Source organism: Paenibacillus sp. UNC499MF (assembly GCF_900107975.1).
GTDB lineage: Bacteria > Bacillota > Bacilli > Paenibacillales > NBRC-103111 > Paenibacillus_F.
Map to the genome: position 1 here is coordinate 63,607 of NZ_FNVF01000013.1, position 18,900 is coordinate 82,506.

16 protein-coding genes are annotated in these 18,900 nt (G+C 55.9%); 4 read left to right on the forward strand and 12 right to left on the reverse strand.

Annotated elements, in window-relative coordinates; genetic code table 11:
* Positions 1–55: 55 nt before the first annotated feature.
* On the reverse strand, positions 56–538 hold the full coding sequence (gene nrdR / locus C4S74_RS21265; RefSeq protein WP_103997350.1) for a transcriptional regulator NrdR: 483 nt from the start codon (positions 536–538) through the stop codon (positions 56–58).
* Positions 539–648: 110 nt separating this feature from the next.
* On the opposite strand from nrdR, the gene C4S74_RS21270 reads away from it, so the two are divergent.
* The gene (locus C4S74_RS21270) at positions 649–879 is read left to right on the forward strand and encodes an alpha/beta-type small acid-soluble spore protein (protein ID WP_103997351.1); all 231 of its coding nucleotides are present in this window, start codon (positions 649–651) and stop codon (positions 877–879) included.
* Positions 880–950: 71 nt separating this feature from the next.
* Here the strand turns inward: C4S74_RS21270 and C4S74_RS21275 are convergent, their stop codons facing one another.
* The 5 genes from C4S74_RS21275 to polA form a co-directional block, all read right to left on the reverse strand.
* On the reverse strand, positions 951–1,529 hold the full coding sequence (locus tag C4S74_RS21275; protein ID WP_103997352.1) for a lytic transglycosylase domain-containing protein: 579 nt from the start codon (positions 1,527–1,529) through the stop codon (positions 951–953).
* The gene (gene coaE, locus C4S74_RS21280) at positions 1,529–2,122 is read right to left on the reverse strand and encodes a dephospho-CoA kinase (protein WP_103997353.1); all 594 of its coding nucleotides are present in this window, start codon (positions 2,120–2,122) and stop codon (positions 1,529–1,531) included. The genes C4S74_RS21275 and coaE overlap by 1 nt, the downstream gene beginning before the upstream one ends.
* A 43-nt stretch (positions 2,123–2,165) precedes the next feature.
* Positions 2,166–2,930: an MntP/YtaF family protein gene (locus tag C4S74_RS21285; RefSeq protein WP_103997354.1), complete on the reverse strand. Its 765-nt coding sequence runs from the start codon at positions 2,928–2,930 to the stop codon at positions 2,166–2,168.
* 63 nt (positions 2,931–2,993) lie between these two features.
* Positions 2,994–3,854, reverse strand: coding sequence for a DNA-formamidopyrimidine glycosylase (gene mutM, locus C4S74_RS21290; RefSeq protein WP_103997355.1), 861 nt, complete (start codon positions 3,852–3,854; stop codon positions 2,994–2,996).
* 46 nt (positions 3,855–3,900) lie between these two features.
* The gene (gene polA, locus C4S74_RS21295) at positions 3,901–6,567 is read right to left on the reverse strand and encodes a DNA polymerase I (protein ID WP_103997356.1); all 2,667 of its coding nucleotides are present in this window, start codon (positions 6,565–6,567) and stop codon (positions 3,901–3,903) included.
* A gap of 208 nt (positions 6,568–6,775) precedes the next feature.
* Here polA and C4S74_RS21300 point away from each other — a divergent pair, with 208 nt between their 5' ends.
* Positions 6,776–7,525, forward strand: a complete 750-nt coding sequence (locus tag C4S74_RS21300; protein ID WP_103997357.1) for an HAD family hydrolase — start codon at positions 6,776–6,778, stop codon at positions 7,523–7,525.
* A 44-nt stretch (positions 7,526–7,569) separates the two neighbouring features.
* Here the strand turns inward: C4S74_RS21300 and C4S74_RS26695 are convergent, their stop codons facing one another.
* The 6 genes from C4S74_RS26695 to C4S74_RS21330 form a co-directional block, all read right to left on the reverse strand.
* A complete protein-coding gene (locus C4S74_RS26695; RefSeq protein WP_181024492.1) occupies positions 7,570–7,905 on the reverse strand; it encodes a hypothetical protein in 336 nt (111 codons plus the stop codon).
* A gap of 110 nt (positions 7,906–8,015) precedes the next feature.
* A complete protein-coding gene (phoU, locus tag C4S74_RS21310) occupies positions 8,016–8,675 on the reverse strand; it encodes a phosphate signaling complex protein PhoU (protein ID WP_009671365.1) in 660 nt (219 codons plus the stop codon).
* A gap of 16 nt (positions 8,676–8,691) precedes the next feature.
* Complete coding sequence (gene pstB / locus C4S74_RS21315; RefSeq protein ID WP_103997399.1) at positions 8,692–9,459, reverse strand: phosphate ABC transporter ATP-binding protein PstB; 768 nt, start codon at positions 9,457–9,459, stop codon at positions 8,692–8,694.
* A 17-nt stretch (positions 9,460–9,476) separates the two neighbouring features.
* A complete protein-coding gene (gene pstA / locus C4S74_RS21320; protein WP_103997359.1) occupies positions 9,477–10,334 on the reverse strand; it encodes a phosphate ABC transporter permease PstA in 858 nt (285 codons plus the stop codon).
* Positions 10,331–11,197: a phosphate ABC transporter permease subunit PstC gene (gene pstC / locus C4S74_RS21325; protein WP_317951831.1), complete on the reverse strand. Its 867-nt coding sequence runs from the start codon at positions 11,195–11,197 to the stop codon at positions 10,331–10,333. Before pstC ends, pstA begins: the two co-directional genes overlap by 4 nt.
* A 277-nt stretch (positions 11,198–11,474) precedes the next feature.
* A complete protein-coding gene (locus C4S74_RS21330; RefSeq protein ID WP_103997361.1) occupies positions 11,475–12,371 on the reverse strand; it encodes a phosphate ABC transporter substrate-binding protein in 897 nt (298 codons plus the stop codon).
* 276 nt (positions 12,372–12,647) lie between these two features.
* On the opposite strand from C4S74_RS21330, the gene C4S74_RS21335 reads away from it, so the two are divergent.
* Both C4S74_RS21335 and C4S74_RS21340 read left to right on the forward strand, forming a co-directional pair.
* On the forward strand, positions 12,648–14,375 hold the full coding sequence (locus C4S74_RS21335) for a methyl-accepting chemotaxis protein (protein WP_103997362.1): 1,728 nt from the start codon (positions 12,648–12,650) through the stop codon (positions 14,373–14,375).
* A gap of 512 nt (positions 14,376–14,887) precedes the next feature.
* Complete coding sequence (locus tag C4S74_RS21340) at positions 14,888–18,877, forward strand: glycosyl hydrolase family 18 protein (RefSeq protein WP_103997363.1); 3,990 nt, start codon at positions 14,888–14,890, stop codon at positions 18,875–18,877.
* The last annotated feature ends 23 nt before the right edge of the window (positions 18,878–18,900 follow it).

Below are 18,900 nucleotides of genomic sequence, written 5' to 3' on the forward strand. Positions count from 1 at the left end.
GCAAAAAAGCTTTCCTCTTATGGAAGAAGAAAGCCATGCGGACATGTCCGAATCTCTAGCCGTCCGGTTTCAATGCATTCAGGTTCGTTTTGCCTAAAATTTGCTCCAGTTCCTTCAGGAACATGTTGATATCTTTAAACTGTCTGTACACCGACGCAAAGCGGATATAGGCCACTTCGTCGACCGGGTAAAGCTGCTCCATCACCAGTTCTCCGATTCTCATGCTGTCCACTTCGGCGTGGGCCATGTTGCGGACCTGCATTTCAACCTCGGAGACGATCTGTTCCAGCCGGTCCACGGAAACCGGGCGTTTCTCGCAGGCTCTGATTAACCCGCGCAAAATCTTGTCGCGGTTAAATTCTTCGCGGCTGCCGTCTTTTTTGATTACGATGAGAGGCGTTTCCTCCACCATCTCGAACGTCGTAAACCGCCGCTGGCACTTCTCGCATTCTCTGCGCCGGCGGATCGACTTGTTATCGTTCGCCGACCGCGAGTCCAGCACTTTCGTTCCGTTGTGCTCGCAAAACGGGCATTTCATCGGGATTTCCTCCTCTCGTCCGTTTTTTATTTTTCTCCCAGATGTTGCTTGTTATCAAGCTTACAAAAACGCACATAATAGTTCTACCAACGACAAGGAGGTGAACAGAAATGGGTGCAGGACAATCTCGCAACAGTAACGTACTGGTTGTTCCACAAGCTAACCAAGCTTTGGATCAGCTGAAATACGAAGTTGCCCAAGAGCTTGGTATTGCGATTCCTCAAGACGGTTACTACGGTAACATGGCTACTCGCGACACGGGTGCAATCGGGGGTCACATTACTCGCAGACTGGTGCAAATCGCCGAACAACAACTGGCCGGTCAAGGCCAATCCCGCTAACTCCTAGCGGAACCCAAGTAAGGCTTGAAGTATCGGATTCGGCGGCTACACCCGCCGGGTCCGGTGCTTCTTTATTTGGTTCCCGCGCTTTGATTCCATTCCTCGCCGTAAAGCTTTTTAAATTTTTGCTGATAATACAGCACCCTTTGTACATAGTGCCGGGTTTCGCCGAACGGGATCTTGTTGATGGTCTCTTCCGTTCCATCCCATATTCCGTTGTTTTTCCACTTGCTTACATTGCCCTGACCCGCGTTATAAGCGGCGATGGAATAGAGCCAGTTTCCCTTGTACTGCTTGTTCAGCCACGCCAGATACCAGGAGCCGAGCTGGATATTGTGCTTCGGATCGCGGAAATCGGCCGATTTCGTATTGGACGTTTCCCGTATCCATTCCGCCGTATCGGGCATGAGCTGCATAACGCCCACGGCTCCTTTTTTGGACTCCCGGTCGTGGTTGAAGTTCGTCTCCACCTTGATAATTGCGGCAATCAGAAAAGGATCTACCTGATACTGGGAAGCATTCTGCCGGATTTCTTCACGATAGTGAATGGGATATATCATCTGCCCGATAAAGAGTCCGTTGCTGAACAGAAAAAATACAAATCCGAGCAGCAGCAGGGCGAATACCCGCTTTTTCCGCAGAAGCTTCATTACAGCCCCCTTTGAAGCCAGAAACGTTCGACAAGCCGCTCCGTCTGCTCCAAGGTCCCCGAATTGTCGATACAAATATCCGCAAGCTCTTTTTTGCGTTCAACGGGCCACTGGGCCGCCAGCCGGGATTCCCCCTGCTCGGAGGTCAGCCCGTCCCGCTCCATCAGTCTCCTCAGCTGAACTTCTCTCGGCACATAAACGACCATAACGGACGAGAACATGCTTTGCAGTCCCGATTCATAGAGCAAGGGCACGTCCACCACGACAAGCTTATCCGGAAATTCATGCTCCGAGGCGGCCATTCTTTCTTTCATAAGCGCGCGGATCGACGGATGCAAAAGATCCTCGAGCGCCTTCCGCGCTTCTTCGTTCCCGAAAACCGTCTCGCCCAGTTTTTTACGGTGAAGCGAGCCGTCGGGCAGCAGCATATCTTGTCCGAAACGCGCGGCGACCTGTGCCAGAACTGGGCTCCCCGGCTCTACCACTTCGCGCGCAATCTGGTCCGCGTCTATAAGAATCGCGCCGCGGCGGACAAGCATGGCCGAGACCGTGCTTTTGCCGCAGGCGATACCTCCCGTGAGTCCTATATTCATTTCACTCGACTCCCACGTCAATCACATTTTTTAAGGATAACAGCTACAACAGCTTGGATATGCCCATCAGGATCAGGACCACTCCCGGCAGCACCGATACTTTACGTATCCAGCCGAGCCCTGAATACTTGTAGCCGATTTTCAGGCCGAAGTAAATAAAAAGTCCGCTCGTTACCACAATTACCGCCGAAGTCAGCAGCGGGGTGTATCCGATCAAAGCGGCACCGATTCCCGCGCCGAAAGCGTCAAGGGACAGCGCGATGCCGAGCAGCGTCGCTTCCGAAGAAGAGATGTTGCCGGACCGGTCCACGTCGGCTGCCGAGGGCGTACGCAAAATCTGGATCACGAGTCCGAGACGCTTGATCTCGATCGAGAACATGCGCGGCTCGCGTTCCGGCTTTTGCTGCCCAGATTGGCGGACTCCAACCGGATTCGATGGAAAAACGGCCTCCAGCCGGGCCTTTCCGGCCGGTACCGCCGCCGTTCCGTTCACCGCCTGTGTACGCTCCTTTCCTTCACCGTCTCCGTCATTGCCCTGCTTCTGCGCCAGAAACTGAACCAGCGCCCAGATTCCGATGCCGATCAGAATGACGGCACCGAGCATCCCGGCATAATGCGGAGACAAGTACCTCGACAGCCATACGCCAAAACTCATCGAAATGCAGATAATGATTCCCGAGCAAAGGGAAATGATCGCGAGGGACGGGAGCGGGATGCGGATTTTACGCAAGCCGTACATCATCCCCACCCCGAAACCGTCCAGACTGACGGCCAGAGCCAGAATCAACAGAGAAAAAAATGGAAGCACGCCTCATTCCTCCTACCTGCGTTCTCTACTCACTTATCATATGGAGGGGTAGGAGGAGTTGTGCTAAAGCCGCTTCTTCGGCGCGCTGCGCGTTCTTTTGAGGGGCTGGCATTTCAGGCAGAAATGCGTGCCCCGCCCGCCGACGACCGTTTTCTCGATGAGGCTGCCACAGTTTACGCAGGGCTTGCCGTTACGGCCGTAAATGTTCAGGGAATGCTGGAAATTTCCCGATTCGCCTTGACCGTTTACATACGATTTGATGGAAGAGCCCCCGGCCTCGACCGAGCTTTTGAGGGTATGGACAATCGCTTCGTGAAGTTTCTGAAGCTCGGTGCGGGTGAGCGAAGCCGCCTCTCTCTCGGGATGAATCCCCGCCAGAAAAAGCGCCTCGTCTACATAAATATTACCGAGTCCGACGATGTATGCTTGATTGAGCAGCAGCGGTTTGATCTTCGTGCTCCGCTTGCCGATGGCCTGACGGAACGCATCGAACGTAAAGGACTCGTCCAGCGGCTCGATCCCCAGCTTATGGAGAGGCTTGCTGTTCAGATCTTCCTCTCCCGCGAAAAGATGCATCGTGCCGAACTGCCGCACATCGCGGTATCTGAGCTCGGTCCCGTCCGTAAAACGGAAAATCACATGCGTGTGAGGCTCCACCTCGTCTGAAGCTTCATAAAGGCCGTAGCGGCCTTCCATACGCAGGTGGGACACTAACACGCCGTCATCAAGCAGGAAGCGCAGAAACTTGCCTCTGCGGCTCATACCCTGAATCGTCTGGCCTTCGAGGAGGTCGGCGAACATTTGGGGCTCTTCGGGTTTTTGAATAATCCGTTTCAGGCGGACTTCCACTTCTTGAATCGTCTTGCCGACGACCAGTCGGCTGAGAGTCCGCCGGACGGTTTCCACCTCCGGCAATTCCGGCATGGCGCTTCACCTCGGTTCATGCTGTGTTTTCACAATCTCACTCTTCTTATTTCGCTTCGTACCAGTTGTACCCGTAATCCACCTCGGCGAGCAGAGGCACGTCCAGCGCAAGCGCGCCTTCCATGACTTCCGGCACGATGCGGCGCATCGTTTCAAGTTCTTCGGGCGGAACTTCGAAAATCAGTTCGTCATGCACTTGAAGAAGCATCCGGCTTTTCAAGCCTTCCGCTTTAAGACGCTCGTCCATTTGCACCATGGCAAGCTTGATAATATCGGCCGCCGTTCCTTGAATCGGCGTATTCATCGCCGTTCTTTCCGCGAAAGAACGGAGGTTAAAGTTGGAAGCGGTAATTTCCGGCAAATACCGGCGCCGCTGAAGCAGTGTCGTAACGTACCCCTGTTCGCGGGCCTGCTGCACAATATCGTCCATATACTTGCGGACACCCTGGAAAACGGCGAAATACTGCTCGATAAACTGGCTCGCTTCCTTACGGGTGATGGCCAGGTTCTGGGAAAGCCCGTAATCGCTAATTCCGTATACGATGCCGAAGTTGACGGCCTTCGCCGAGCGGCGCATATTCGCGTCCACTTCGGATTCGGAGACACCGAATACATCCATGGCCGTTTTCGTGTGAATATCCATATTATTCGTAAAAGCTTCCTTGAGGTTCTCGTCTCCCGAAATGTGCGCGAGCACCCGCAGCTCGATCTGCGAATAGTCCGCCGCCAGAATGGACCAGCCCGGCTCCGAAGGTACGAAAATCTTACGGATTTTGCGGCCTTCCTCCAGCCGGATCGGAATATTCTGCAGGTTCGGATACTGGCTGCTGAGCCGGCCCGTGGCCGCGATCGTCTGCCTGTAGTACGTATGAACCTTGCCGGTTTCCTTGCGCACCTCTTTCAGCAGCCCTTCCACATACGTGGACTGGAGCTTGGCAAGCTGCCGGTAATGGAGAATGCCCTGCACGATTTCATGGTAAGGGGCCAGCTTTTCCAGCACCTCGGCATCCGTGGAGTACCCCGTCTTCGTTTTCTTCTGAACCGGAAGCTGCAATTTCTCAAACAGCACTTCCCCCAGCTGCTTCGGGGAGTTGATATTGAATTCCATCCCGGCGTGGCGGTAAATCTCCGTCATCGTCCGGTCGATCTGCACGGCGAGCTCGTCGCCGAGCTGCTTCAGCCCGGCCGTATCGACCTTGATGCCGCGCAGCTCCATATCCGCGAGCACGCCCGAGAGCGGAAGCTCCAGCTCGTAGTAGAGCTGCTTCATATCCGCCTGCTCCAGCTTCTCGCGAAGCGAGACGTCCAGGCGGGAGATGCGGTCGGCCTTGCGGACGAGATGCTCCGCGATAGCCTCCGGCTCCGGCAGGCGGAATTTCGCGCCTTTGCCGAAGACCGCTTCGTCCGGCGCTACATGAAGCGCGCCGTACTTGTCCGCGATGCCGCTCAGCGTAAGCGACGACTCCGTCGGATCGAGCAGATACGCCGCGAGCATCACGTCGAACGTCACGCCGGCCAGCGTGATGCCGTTCCAGGCGAGCACGAGCTCGGCGCGGTGGCGGTCCCACGTGCTCTTCGGAGCACGCTCGTCCGCCAGCCAGGCGCGCAGCGCTTCTGCTCCGGGAGCGGTCAGCACGGCCGCGGGCACGTAGTAGCCCGCTTCCGGCGTGTGGAACGCCGCCCCGACCAGCTCGGCCGTGTGGGCATTGTCCCCCACGGCCTCCACGTGAAGCGCGCTTACGTCTTTCAGCGCGCTTGTCAGGTCCGTGATGTTGTCCGCGTCTATGAGGCGGACAACCAGTTCTTCCGCGGGGCCGGTCTCCTCCCCTTGGGAAGAGTCCCCTCCTTCGGCGCCGGAGAAGTCCAGCCTCTCAAGCAGCGACTTGAACTCCAGCTTGCGGAACATGGCCGCGAGCTCGGGCGTTTCGAAGCCGGAGAAGGCGAGGCCGCTCCAGTCCGTATCCATGGGCACTTCGCGGTAAATGGTGGCGATTTCTTTGCTCATCCGGGCGGAATCCGCATGGTCGCGGATCTTCTCCTTCATCTTGCCCTTCATCTCGTCCGCATGCTCCAGCACGGATTCGACGGAACCGTACTCGTGCAGCAGCTTCAGAGCCGTTTTCTCCCCTACGCCGGGGATACCCGGAATATTGTCCGAAGAGTCGCCCATCAGACCCTTCAGGTCGATGATCTGGGCCGGAACGAGCCCGTACTTCGCTTTGATCTCCGCCGGATCGTAACGGTCCACTTCACTGATGCCTTTGCGGGTGACGGCAACCGTTACGCGGTCCGATACGAGCTGCAGCATATCCTTGTCGCCGGTAACGACCAGCACGTCCTTGCCTTCCTGCTCCGCCGATTTGGTCAGCGTGCCGATAATATCGTCCGCTTCATAGCCTTCCAGCTCGAACTGGCGGATGCCGAAAGCGTTCATCAGTTCTTTAATAAGAGGAAACTGCTCGGAAAGCTCCGGCGGCGTTTTGGCCCGTCCGCCCTTGTATTCCGTGTAATCTTTATGTCGGAACGTCACTTTGCCCGCGTCGAAAGCCACGAGAAAATGCGTCGGTTTTTCTTCTTCAATGAGTCTGAGGAGCATCGTTGTGAATCCGTAAACGGCGTTCGTATGAAGACCGGCGGAATTGCTCAGCAGAGGCAGCGCGTAAAAGGCGCGGCTCGCGATACTGTTTCCATCAATAACGATCAATTTTTCCATCTTACACCCCGAATTTTGGACATATACGTTCATGATAGCACAGGCTGGACGAATATGAAAAAGTTTCAGCCCGGTAATTTTTGAGCCTATCCTTCCGGGCTTGCGGTGATGTTCTCCGCTCTCCCCACATAGACTGATAGTACGATGCAAAGCCGGCGCGTCCGGTGTTTTCAGCTGGATTTCGTCCGGCGAGGGAAGGAGGACCGAAATGAGTCCCTTTTTTTTTCCGGCTCCCAAGAAAATGATTTTTTTTGATATGAACAATACATTGGTCGACCGCAGGCAGTGCTTCGATTCGGCATTCACGGAGGTACTGGGAGACTACACCGGAAGATGGGAACAGGAAGACGGGGCGGCTTCCCCTGAAAATGCGCTTCAGATTTATAAGCAGGAGTGGCAAAAACTGCGGAAGCTGCGCCCCCGGGGCCACCATCCCAGCGAAGAAATGCGGATATCCTGCCTCGAAAAGGCGCTGGACGCTTTTCCCATATCAGTGAACGAAACGTTTGCCAAAGGCTTTTTCGAGCGGATTGAAGAAACCGAAGGAAACTACGTCCGGCTTTTTCCCGGCGTCGAAGAAACGCTGTCGTCTCTGGGCGAGCGCTACAAGCTCGCGGTCATCAGCAACGGCAGCCGCAAAAGGCTGGAGAGGGACATCGGGCGGCTCCGGCTGTCCTCCTTTTTCCCCGAAGGACTCCTCTTCAGCTCCACGAAAGACGGGCCGCGCAAGCCGCACCCGGGTTTGTACCGGACCGCCTTGAAAGAAACCGGCATAGCTCCCGGCCAGGGCGTCATGGTCGGCAACTCCTGGAAAAACGACATTATCGGCTCTACCCGCTGCGGTCTGGATGCCGTCTGGATTTATCCGCCCCACGTGAAAAAGATTTCCCAGCGGAAAGTCGGCCGCCAGAAGGTCATTATCGTACGTTCCGTCAAGCAGCTGGTGCATGTGCTTTAGCCCCGGCTTATTATGCCCCGCCCCCGACTGCTGACCGGAAAATTTCATAAAAACGCGCAAAGCCGCCCCAAAGGGCGGTTTTTTAATTTGTCTCGCAAGTACGCGCGGAGTTTGCTTATATGTCCGGTTCCGGACAAGGTGGTTTGCTCTTGCTCTTGCTCTTGTTCTTGCTCTTGTTCTTGCTCTTGTTCTTGCTCTTGTTCTTGCTCTTGTTCTTGTTCTTGCTCTTGCTCTTGTTCTTGCTCTTGCTCTTGCTCTTGCTCTTGTTCTTGCTCTTGCTCTTGCTCTCGCTCCAGCCTATCCCTCCCCATGCTTACAAAGAAACAGCCTGCCGGACAAAGTCCCGGCAGGCTGTTTCGATTTTTGCATCTTTGTATCACAGGGCTGACTGCGTCCGTCTCCCCGCGCCGTTCGCCGCCTCGCACATCTGCACGCCAAGCACGGTGCTTCATTGCGCGCGGGCCCGGCAACGGACGGCTTAGCAGCCGTTCTACACGTTCAGGTCTTTTCTTTTGCCCGTGACCATGTAGATCACGCTTTCGCCGATGTTCGTCACATGGTCGGCCACCCGCTCCAAATAATGGGCCACCATGATCAGATGCGTCAGCTGGCGGTTGCGTGTGAAATCCGCATTCATCATTCCGATGACATCGGTCATGATCCGGCTGAAAATTTTGTCTACCTGATCGTCTTTCTCCGCCAGCGAAGCGGCCATATGAACGTTGCGGTTCATATAAGCGACAAGGCTTTCGCGAAGCATCTCTTTAGAGATTTCGGCCATCTGGGGAATATCGATCAATTCCTTGGCGAGCGTCTCCCCCGACAGGCGGATCGTAATCTTCGCGATGTCCACGGCATGGTCGGCGATCCGCTCCAGATCCGTCGCTATGCTGAGCGCCGTGCCGATAATCCGCAGATCGCCCGCCATAGGCTGCTGCAGCGCGATGAGCTTCAGGCACATTTCCTCGATGCGCAGCGTCAGCTCATCCACCGCGTCGTCGTCCTCGACCGTGCGGCGGGCGAGATCCGTATCCAGGCGGGTCAACGCTTCGACAGCCTGATGAATGGAATTTTCAACCATGGAGCCTAAATCGAGCAGTTCGTTCTGCAAATCGTCAATCGAATGTTGAAAATTAAGGCGATTATTCATTGAAGCCCCCTTAGAGTTAACCGAAACGGCCGGTGATGTAATCTTCGGTGCGCTGATCGTTCGGATTAGTGAAAATCTTGTCGGTCTGATCGGTCTCAACGAGAATCCCGTTGAGGAAGAAAGACGTGCGGTCGGAGATACGCGCGGCCTGCTGCATGTTGTGCGTCACGATAATGATCGTGTAACGCTCCTTCAGCGTCTGCGTGAGCTCCTCCACCTTCAAGGTGGAAATCGGATCGAGTGCCGAGGTCGGTTCGTCCATCAGCAGCACTTCGGGCTCGACCGCCAGCAGACGGGCGATGCACAGACGCTGCTGCTGACCGCCGGACAAGCCCAGAGCCGACTTGTTCAGGCGGTCCTTCACTTCGTCCCAGAGGGCGGACTGTCTCAGGCTGCGTTCCACGATTTCGTCGAGAACGGCACGCTTTTTCTGACCGTGAATGCGCGGTCCGTAAGCAATGTTGTCATAGATGCTCATCGGGAACGGGTTCGGGCGCTGGAAAACCATGCCCACACGCTTGCGCAGAGACACGATGTCGCTCTCCGACGAGTAGATATCTTGTCCGTCCACCTTAATGGACCCGTTAATTCTTACGCTGTCGATCAGATCGTTCATCCGGTTGAGCGTGCGCAGAAAAGTGGATTTCCCGCAGCCGGAAGGTCCGATCAGAGCGGACACGGTATTGGGTGCAATGTCCAGATCAATGCTGTGCAGGGCCTGGTTGTCCCCGTAAAAAAGGTCCAGCCCGTTTACTTTTATTTTTGTATCGGTCGCAATAGTCATGGCAGGAGCTGTCAAGGTTATTTCCCTCCCGTAAGTCTTTTTTGGATGATTCGGCTAGGTATGCCGATAAGCAGGTTGAAAATCAGTACGACTACAAGAAGGAGCGCCGCGCTGCCTTCCGCGATTTTTTTCGCATCCGGCACGATGGCTTCCGCCTGGATGTACCACAAATGCGTGGAGAGCGTTTCGCCCATCGTCAGCGGATTGAAATCCGGGAAATGTCGGGATACGGAAAGGCCCGACGTATAAATCAGGATGGCCGATTCACCGAGCGCGCGCCCGGCTACGAGCGTAATGCCCGTGATCAGGCTCGGCAGCGCGGAAGGAATCAGCACTTTCCGGATCGCCTGCCATTTGGTCGAACCGAGTGCCAGACTCGCTTCCCAGTACGATTCGGGAACGGTCCGGATCGATTCCTCCGTAACCCGGACAAGAACCGGCAGATTCAGCAGCGCCAAAGCAAGGGAACCGCTCAGAATCGAAATTTTAAAATTCATCAAGTCCACGAACAACAGAAATCCGAACAAACCGAATACGATGGAAGGCACGGAAGACAGCGTTTCGACGGACATGCGGACAATTTCGGTAAAACGTGATTTCTTGGCGTACACCGCCAGGTAAATCCCCGCTCCAAGGCCCACCGGCAGGGAGAACAGCAGAGAGAGAAACAAAATATAGAACGAGTTGAATAGCTGCGGTCCGACGCCGCCGCCTGCCACGATATCTTCCGGCTTGCCCGTGACGAAATCCCAGGTAAGATGCGGCAGTCCCGCACCGAGAATCCGGATCAGGAACCAGGCCAGGATCAGCAGGATAAAGATGCCGGCTGCCCAGAAGAACAGCGTGGCGATCCGGTCAGTCGTTTTACTGTTCATTTCACTTCACTCCTTCTTGATACGACACGGATGATCAGAATCAGCAGCAGCGAAGTGATCAGCAGAACAAAGGCCATCAAATACAACGCGTTGTTCCAGGTCGATCCGTAGTTCGTGTTCCCCATGTCCTTCACGATTGCCGTCGTCAGAACCGTGGTCGAGTCAATCAGCGACTTGGGCATCTGCGGCGAATTTCCGATGACCATGAATACCGCCATCGTCTCACCGATGGCCCGTCCGATTCCCAGCACCACGCCGGTCAGAATCCCCGGCCGGGCCGCGGGAAGCAGCACGCGCCAAATCGTCTGCCAGCGGGTGGCTCCGAGCGCCAGCGACGCTTCTTCCAGCCGCGGAGGCAGTGCGCGGATCGCGTCCTCCGAGATGGACAGGATGGTCGGCAGAATCATAATCGCGAGGATGATTCCCGCCGGTAAAATCCCGTATCCTGTCCCGTTCACCACTTTTCCGATAAAAGGCACGATGACCGTAAGGCCGATCAGGCCGTATACGACCGACGGAATGCCCACGAACAGGTCCGTTGCCGGCCGCATGATCTCTCTCACCCATTTCGGCGCGATCTTAGCCATGAAGACGGCTCCCGCGACGGCGAGTGGGACCGCAAGTACAATGGCGAGCATCGTTAACAGAAAAGTACTGAACAGGAACGGAAACGCTCCGAATTTGTCCGCGCTAGGCGTCCAGTCTGTCGAAAAAAAGAATTCAATCGGGCTGACGCCCGAGAAGGTGCGCATGCCTTGTACACCGACAAACAAAATAATCGAAAATATGACAATCGAGACGAGTGCCGCACTGCCGACGAACAGCAGCTTCATCACGCTGTCCTGCCGTTTTTGCAGTTTCATCCAGCGTGTGGGTCCTTTCTGGCTTTGACGGTTTTGCCGGCTCTGCTCCTTCGTCTTCGTTGTTTGCTGAGCGTAAGTGTTCACAAACGGGAAGCCCCCTTCAATCGGAATGCGTGCATGATCGGTAAGCACAAAGTACTAAATGATTCTTCTTAATCATAGGCCCTGTTTGTAAATACAAAATTAATCAATTGTAAAGCCCGTGTAAATTTTGCGGCAAATAAAAAAGATGCCCCGAAGTCGATAAGCTTCAGGACATCCCATGAGGTTATACGTCTTATTTTTTCAGAAGGTCAGCCGGAAGGAACTTCAGTTCCTCCACTTTTTTCGTTTGGAACTCAGGGCTCATGATGTAGTCAAGGAAAGCTTTGGTCGCGCCGGTAGGCTCGCCTTTCGTGTACATGCGCTCGGTTCCGAACAGCTTGTAGCTGCCGTCTTTGATCGTTTCTTTGGCGAAAGCGACGTTGTCGAATTTCAGAGCTTTAACGGTGTTGTCCAGGTACGGCGTATCGATGTAACCGATGGAGCCGGACTGGCTGCCTACGGCCGTTTTAACGGCGCCCGTGCTTTCTTGAACGACGCCTTCTTTTGTAAAGTCTTTGCCGTCCAGCACGATTTGCTGAACAAGCTTACGGGAACCGGAGGAATCCGGACGGTGAACGACATTGATCGGAGCGTCCTTGCCGCCTACTTCTTTCCAGTTTTTGATTTTGCCCATGAAAATATCGGCTGCCTGCTGTTTCGTCAAGCCTTCGATATTGACATCAGGATTTACGATAAGCGCGAACGGAGCGATTGCAACCACGTGTTCTTTCAGGTTCTTGTCTTTGTATTCGTCGCCTGCGGCCACGTCGGAGTTCCCGATATTCGAAATGCCGTCCGCTACGTCCTTAAGTCCTTTGCCGGAACCGCCGGCTGTCGGGTTGATCGTAACCTTCGGATTCTTTTCCATGAACAGCTTCGCCGCTTCTTTAACGAGCGGGAGAAGAGCGCTGGAACCGGAAGCCGTAACCGTTCCGGAAATTTCTTGAGCCGCCGTTGTTTCGGCAGGCTTGTTCGATGTTGCGGGACTACCTGCGTTTGTGTCTGTCTTTCCGCAGCCAGCCAAAACCCCCAGAGTAAGTACTGCAGCTAGCGAGATGGATAACCCTTTTTTCGACATGAACTTCAACATGTTGTACATGTCCTCCTTTGACGTTTCTTTCTTTGTTTTATGTTTCCTAGGACATCGTAACAAGCGAATGTAAACTGCAAGTCGTCCAAACGTAAATTTCATGTAAAACTTTTTACGGGCTGCCATTCGCCCCTCAAGTTCCTTCGAAATGAGCCTATTTAACTCCCGTTTTACAAAACCCGTCACGTTCTCTAATACTGAAGACTTATAGTTAAAGCGACTATAGACCTATATAAAGGTTGATTCCCAAACCAAGAGACCTATCGGAGGGTGAACATGAGGAACTTCTTCTATTTAAGTACAATGAAACGCAAATTGATCGCCAGCTTCGGGGTTCTGATGCTGCTGTTTGTGGCGATGGCCTTTTTCCTCGTTCATCAAATCAGTAAAATCAACACGCAGATCGCGCTGCAAAACGAACGGGTCGCCATGAAAACGACCGCGCTGGAGCTGAAAGAAACGGTTCAGGAGCTCAGCATTATCGCTTCCGGACTGGAGCTTTCCAAAGATCCTTCCTATATAGAAAGGTACGAGCAGACGAGAACCGTTTACAACCGTCTTCTTGAGGTGATTAAGGGAACCGTACGGAACGAAGAGGAAAAAGCGTGGCGCGGTGGACTTATCGTCGCTTCCGCGGATTATATCAACAATTTCGACGCGGCCGCCAAGCTCGTTCAGGAAAAGAAAGTCAGCCCCAAAGAGATGGAGCTGAGCATGCTTCATTATTACGGCGAAGGGCAGACGCTGCGCGAAACGATCTTTAAGCTGGTCGACAAGTTTTACGTCGCCTTCTCGGCCGATGCGCAGGCGGCCGTCGACGACTCCCAGAAAGTCATCGCCCAGACCGTGACCGTCGCCGTCGCCGCGGCCGTCCTCGTTCTTCTCGCTTCCGCGGCCGTCGCCGTCCTGCTTATCCGCTCCTTCCTCATTCCGGTGCGCAAGCTCCAGGAAGCGGTCGCGCGCATGGCGTCCGGCGACCTGCGGCATGAAATCGGAAGCCGCGCGGGGGACGAGCTGGGCGAGCTCAGCCGCAGCTTCGACCGGATGACCGCCCAGGTCCGCGGGATGCTCGAACACACGAGCGGCATCGCGACGGCGCTGGCCGGGCAGTCGGTCACCTTCCGCCGGGTGTCCACCGACACGGCGGCGGCCAACGCGGACATCGTCCAAGCGATGTCCGCCATCGCGCACGGCGCTTCCGAGCAGGCTGCGGATTCCGAGCATGCGTCCACCTCCGTCGCCGGGCTCGAAAGCGAGACGCGCGAGATCGCCGAATACGCGGCGGTGATGAGCCAGGCGAGCCGGGAAGCCGCGGAGGTCACCGTGCGGGGCTCCCGCTCCGTGCACTCGCTGGAGGAAGCCAGCGGCGCCACGCGGCGGGTTCTCGGGCAGGTGCAGGAAGCGATGGCGACGCTGGCGGGCGATTCCCGCCGCATCGGCACCATCCTGGACGCGATTACCGAGATCGCGTCCAGGACGCACCTGCTGGCGCTCAACGCCGCCATCGAGGCGGCTGCAGCCGGCTCCAGCGGGCGCGGCTTCGCCGTCATCGCCGCGGAAGTGCGCCAGCTCGCGCAGCAGTCGAGCGACGAAGCCCGCCGCGCCGCGGGTACGATCGCATCCGTGGAGAGCCGGATGCGCGAGATGCAGGCCCGCGTCACGGATGCGAAGCGCCACGCGGACGCCCAGGAGCTGACCGTCCGCGAATCGCTCGGCTCGTTCGGGGCGATCGAACGCGCGATGGAAGTCGTGACGAATCAGATTCAATTCGTCAACGGCCGCATCGAGCGTTCCCTGCACAGCAGCGCGCAGCTTGTCGGCACGATCCGCCATATGGCAGAAATTGCCGAGCAGACGTCCGCGGGCGTGCAGGAGGTGACCTCGGCTTCGACCGAGAACGACGCCTCCATCCGGAGCATCGCCGTGCAGGCCGACGAGATGAACGGACTCGCGGAAAGCCTGTACCGCGAGATCAACAAGTTCAAGATCGGCGAAGCTTCGTAAACGCCGGAAAAATAACCCCGAGAGCACCCCGTCATGGCGGTGCTTTTTTACATGCGGGGGCAAGTTTACGGGGTTCTCCGTTTCTGTTCGGGACCTTAGTATGCCGCCTGTGAATCACGCCGGTTGCTAATTGACCTTCGTTCAGGCCGAAGGCCCGTTTCTTGTAAAAAAAGGGCGGATAATAGAGAAAATTCTCCCTCATCGTCTAATGTTACCCCTTTTGCTTCCCTTCATTTTCCTTGATACTGAAACTAGTTAACCGATTACATCGCGAGAAGAAGAAGCTTGCCTTTCGATTTTTTTGCCCGGTCTGCCGCCTATGTCAAAGTCAGTCCAGGCCGGTCGTTCAACCTTACACTCTTCTTCTCCATTTCGACGGTTATCTCATAAGGAGGTGCATACAGCCAGGAACCGAACCCGTGCGGAACATTCCGGATGTTGTTCAAGTTCTGCGGACCTTTGTTAATGTAAGCGTTATCATATTTTCCTATCCGAAAAGGAGGCTTTACTTAATGAACCAGAAATCCCGGCAATCTGCCAAAGCCCGGCGCCCCAAATCACCGGCCCGGATCGCGCTCGGCATCCTGCTGATCGTTACCCTCATCGTGTCTTTATTCCCGTTCCTGGGTTTAGGCGCGCAGAAAGCGTCGGCGGCGGAGTCTTATAAAGTCGTGGGCTATTACCCTTCATGGGCCGCTTACGGCCGCAATTACAACGTAGCCGACGTTGATGCTTCCAAAGTTACGCACATCAACTACGCTTTCGCCGACATTTGCTGGGACGGCAAACACGGCAATCCGGACCCGACCGGTCCGAACCCGCAAACGTGGGCCTGCCAAGACGCTGCGGGAGCCAACATTAACGTTCCGAACGGCACGATCGTGCTCGGCGATCCTTGGATCGATACCCAGAAGAGCTTTCCAGGGGACACTTGGGATGAGCCTGTCCGCGGTAACCTGAAACAGCTGATCAAGCTGAAACAAGCCAACCCGAACCTCAAGACGATCATTTCCGTTGGCGGCTGGTCCTGGTCCAACCGTTTCTCCGATGTAGCCGCGAGCGCCGCAACGCGTGAAGTGTTCGCGAACTCCGCGGTTGACTTTATCCGCAAATATCAGTTTGACGGCGTCGACCTTGACTGGGAGTATCCGGTTGGCGGCGGTCTTGCGGGCAACTCCGCACGTCCGGAAGATAAGCAGAATTACACGCTGCTGCTTCAGAAAATCCGTGAGAAGCTGGATGCGGCCGGCACGACCGACAACAAGAAGTATCTCCTCACAATCGCTTCCGGCGCAGGTCCGACTTACGCGGCCAACACCGAGCTCGGCAACATGGCCAAGTATCTGGACTGGATCAACATCATGACGTACGACTTTAACGGCGGCTGGCAGACGATCAGCGCTCATAACGCCCCTCTTTATGCCGATCCGGCCGCAATCGCCGCAGGCGTACCGAACGCCGACACGTTCAACGTGGAGAAAGGCGTACAAGGGCATATCAACGCAGGCGTACCGGCCAGCAAAATCGTCCTCGGCCTCGCCTTCTACGGACGCGGCTGGAGCGGCTGCAAGAACACGGCTAACGGCGAATACCAGCAGTGTGCAGGTCTGGCGACTACCGGAACGTGGGAGAAAGGCTCTTTCGATTTCTACGATCTGGAAGCCAACTATATCAACAAAAACGGCTACACCCGCTACTGGAATAACACGGCGAAAGTTCCGTTCCTGTACAACGCTACGAACGGCACGTTTATCTCTTACGACGATGCCGAATCCATCGGGTATAAAACAAGCTTCATCAAGTCCAAAGGTCTTGGCGGCGGCATGCTGTGGGAATTCAGCGGCGACCGCAACAAGACGCTTCTGAAGAAAGTCACGACGGATCTGTCGGGTTCCGCACCGGTCGGCGACACGATTGCGCCTTCCGTACCGGCCAACCTGAAATCGACGGCTAAGACGTCCACAAGCGTTACGCTTTCCTGGAACGCTTCGACCGACAATGTCGGCGTAACGGGCTACACGGTCACATACGGCACCAAGACAGTAGATGTAACAACGACGAACGCAACGATCACGGGTCTGACGCCAAGCACGGCTTACTCCTTCACGGTTAAAGCGAAAGACGCGGCGGGCAACGTATCCGCGGCCAGCACAGCCGTTTCCGTAACTACCGACGCAAGCTCCGGCGGCGGAACCGATACGACGGCACCGACGGCTCCGGCCAATCTGGCCGTAACCGCCAAAACGTCGACCAGCGTAACACTGGGCTGGACGGCTTCCACCGACAACGTGGGCGTAACCGGCTACACCGTAACTTACGGCAGCACGAGCGTGAACGTTACCGGCACGACCGCAACGATCAGCGGCCTGACGGCCGGCACCGCTTATACGTTCAGCGTAAAAGCGAAAGACGCGGCGGGCAACCTTTCCGCAGCGGCAACCGTTTCGGCTACGACGGACAGCGGCTCCGGCGGCTCCGTTTGCCCGGCGGCTTGGGACACAAGCAAGTCGTACACCGGCGGACAACGCGTCTCTTATAACGGCAAAATTTATGAAGCAAAATGGTGGACGCAGGGCGAACGCCCGGATTCTTCCAACCAATACGGCGTATGGAAATATATCAGCGATTGCGGGGCGGGAGCGGGTTCTCCCGCTTCTGTTTCTTCCAGCGGCGCGGCGCTTGCCTCTAATCTGATCGCAGGTGCGGGCGCAGCTATTCCCGCCGTTGCTCCGGGAAGCTCTGCCGCAAGCCCGGCTTCGGCATCCGCTCTGTCTCCGAGCACGAAAGTGCTCGTCGGCTACTGGCACAACTTCGACAACGGTTCCGGCTTCATCCGTCTGCGCGACATTTCCCCCAAATTTGACGTGATCAACGTTTCCTTTGCCGAGCCTGTAGGCGGATCGACGACGGGAACGATCGGATTCACTCCTTTCAACTACACAGATGCCGACTTTAAAGCCGATGTCGCTTATCTGCAAAGCCAAGGCAAGAAAGTCATTATTTCCATCGGCGGCGCGAACGGTCAGGTTCAATTGACAACGGCCGGCGCGCGCAGCAACTTTGTAAGCTCCATGAAGTCCATTATTTCCAAGTACGGCTTTGACGGTCTGGATATCGATTTTGAAGGCCACTCCCTTTATCTGAACCCGGGAGATGCCGATTTTAAAAATCCGACTACTCCGGTTATTACGAACCTGATTTCGGCTATCCGCGAGCTTCATGATTCCTTCGGCGACAAATTCATGCTGACCATGGCTCCGGAAACGTTTTTCGTTCAGCTCGGCTACTCCTTCTACGGAGGCACATGCAGCGGCTGCGATACGCGTGCGGGAGCTTACCTGCCCGTCATTTACGGCGTTCGCGACATTTTGGACTGGCTGCAGGTTCAGCTCTACAATTCCGGACCTATCACGGGACTGGACGATCAGTACCACACAATGGGCGTAGCCGACTTCCACGTCGCTATGACCGATATGCTGCTTACGGGCTTCCCGATCGCCAAAAACCCGAACTCCGTCTTCCCGGCTCTGCGTCCGGATCAAGTCGTGGTCGGACTTCCGGCTAACGGCAACGCGGGCGGCGGCTTCACAAGTGTCTCCGAAGTGCATAAAGCGCTGGACTATCTGATGAAAGGCAAAGCTTTCGGCTCCTATACCCTCCGCGGTTCCGTTCAACCGGGACTGAGAGGCCTGATGACCTGGTCCATCAACTGGGATAAGTTCAACAACTTCGAGTTCTCCAACAGCCACCGCGCTTATCTGGACAGCTTCGGTACGGGAACGCCCGGCGATACGCAGGCGCCTTCCGTTCCGGGTAATCTCCGTTCTTCCAACGTAACGGCTACCGGCGTCACGCTCACGTGGAACGCATCCACGGATAATACCGGCGTAACCGGCTATGAGGTTTATCAAGGCACGGCCAAAATCGCCGATACGACCAGCACGACTTACAACGTCGGCAATCTTACGGCAAACACGGCCTACACGTTTACCGTAAAAGCGAAAGACGCGGCCGGCAACGTATCCGCGGCAAGCACCCCTCTGGCCGTTACTACGGCTAACGGCGGCGGCTCCGGCGACACGACCGCCCCTACCGCGCCGACGGCACTGAAAGTAACGGCAAAATCCGCGAACAGCGTCAGCCTCGGCTGGACCGCTTCCACGGATAATGTAGGCGTAACGGGTTATACCGTTTCGTACGGCACCAGCACCGTGAACGTTACAGGTACGACAGTCGTCATCACGGGACTGACCGCGAACACGGCGTATACGTTCACCGTGAAAGCCAAAGACGCGGCCGGCAATGTGTCCGCAGCCGCTTCCATCCAGGCCACCACGGATCCCACAGCTCCGGGAGGTCCTGCCGCATGGGCGCCCGGCGTCAGCTACAAGGCTAATGACGAAGTCACATACAGCGGCTCGACTTATATTTGCCGGCAGCCGCATACCTCTCTGCAGGGTTGGGAACCTTCCAACGTACCGGCTCTCTGGACTAAAAAGTAATACCGCGGAAGGCGTACCGTCTT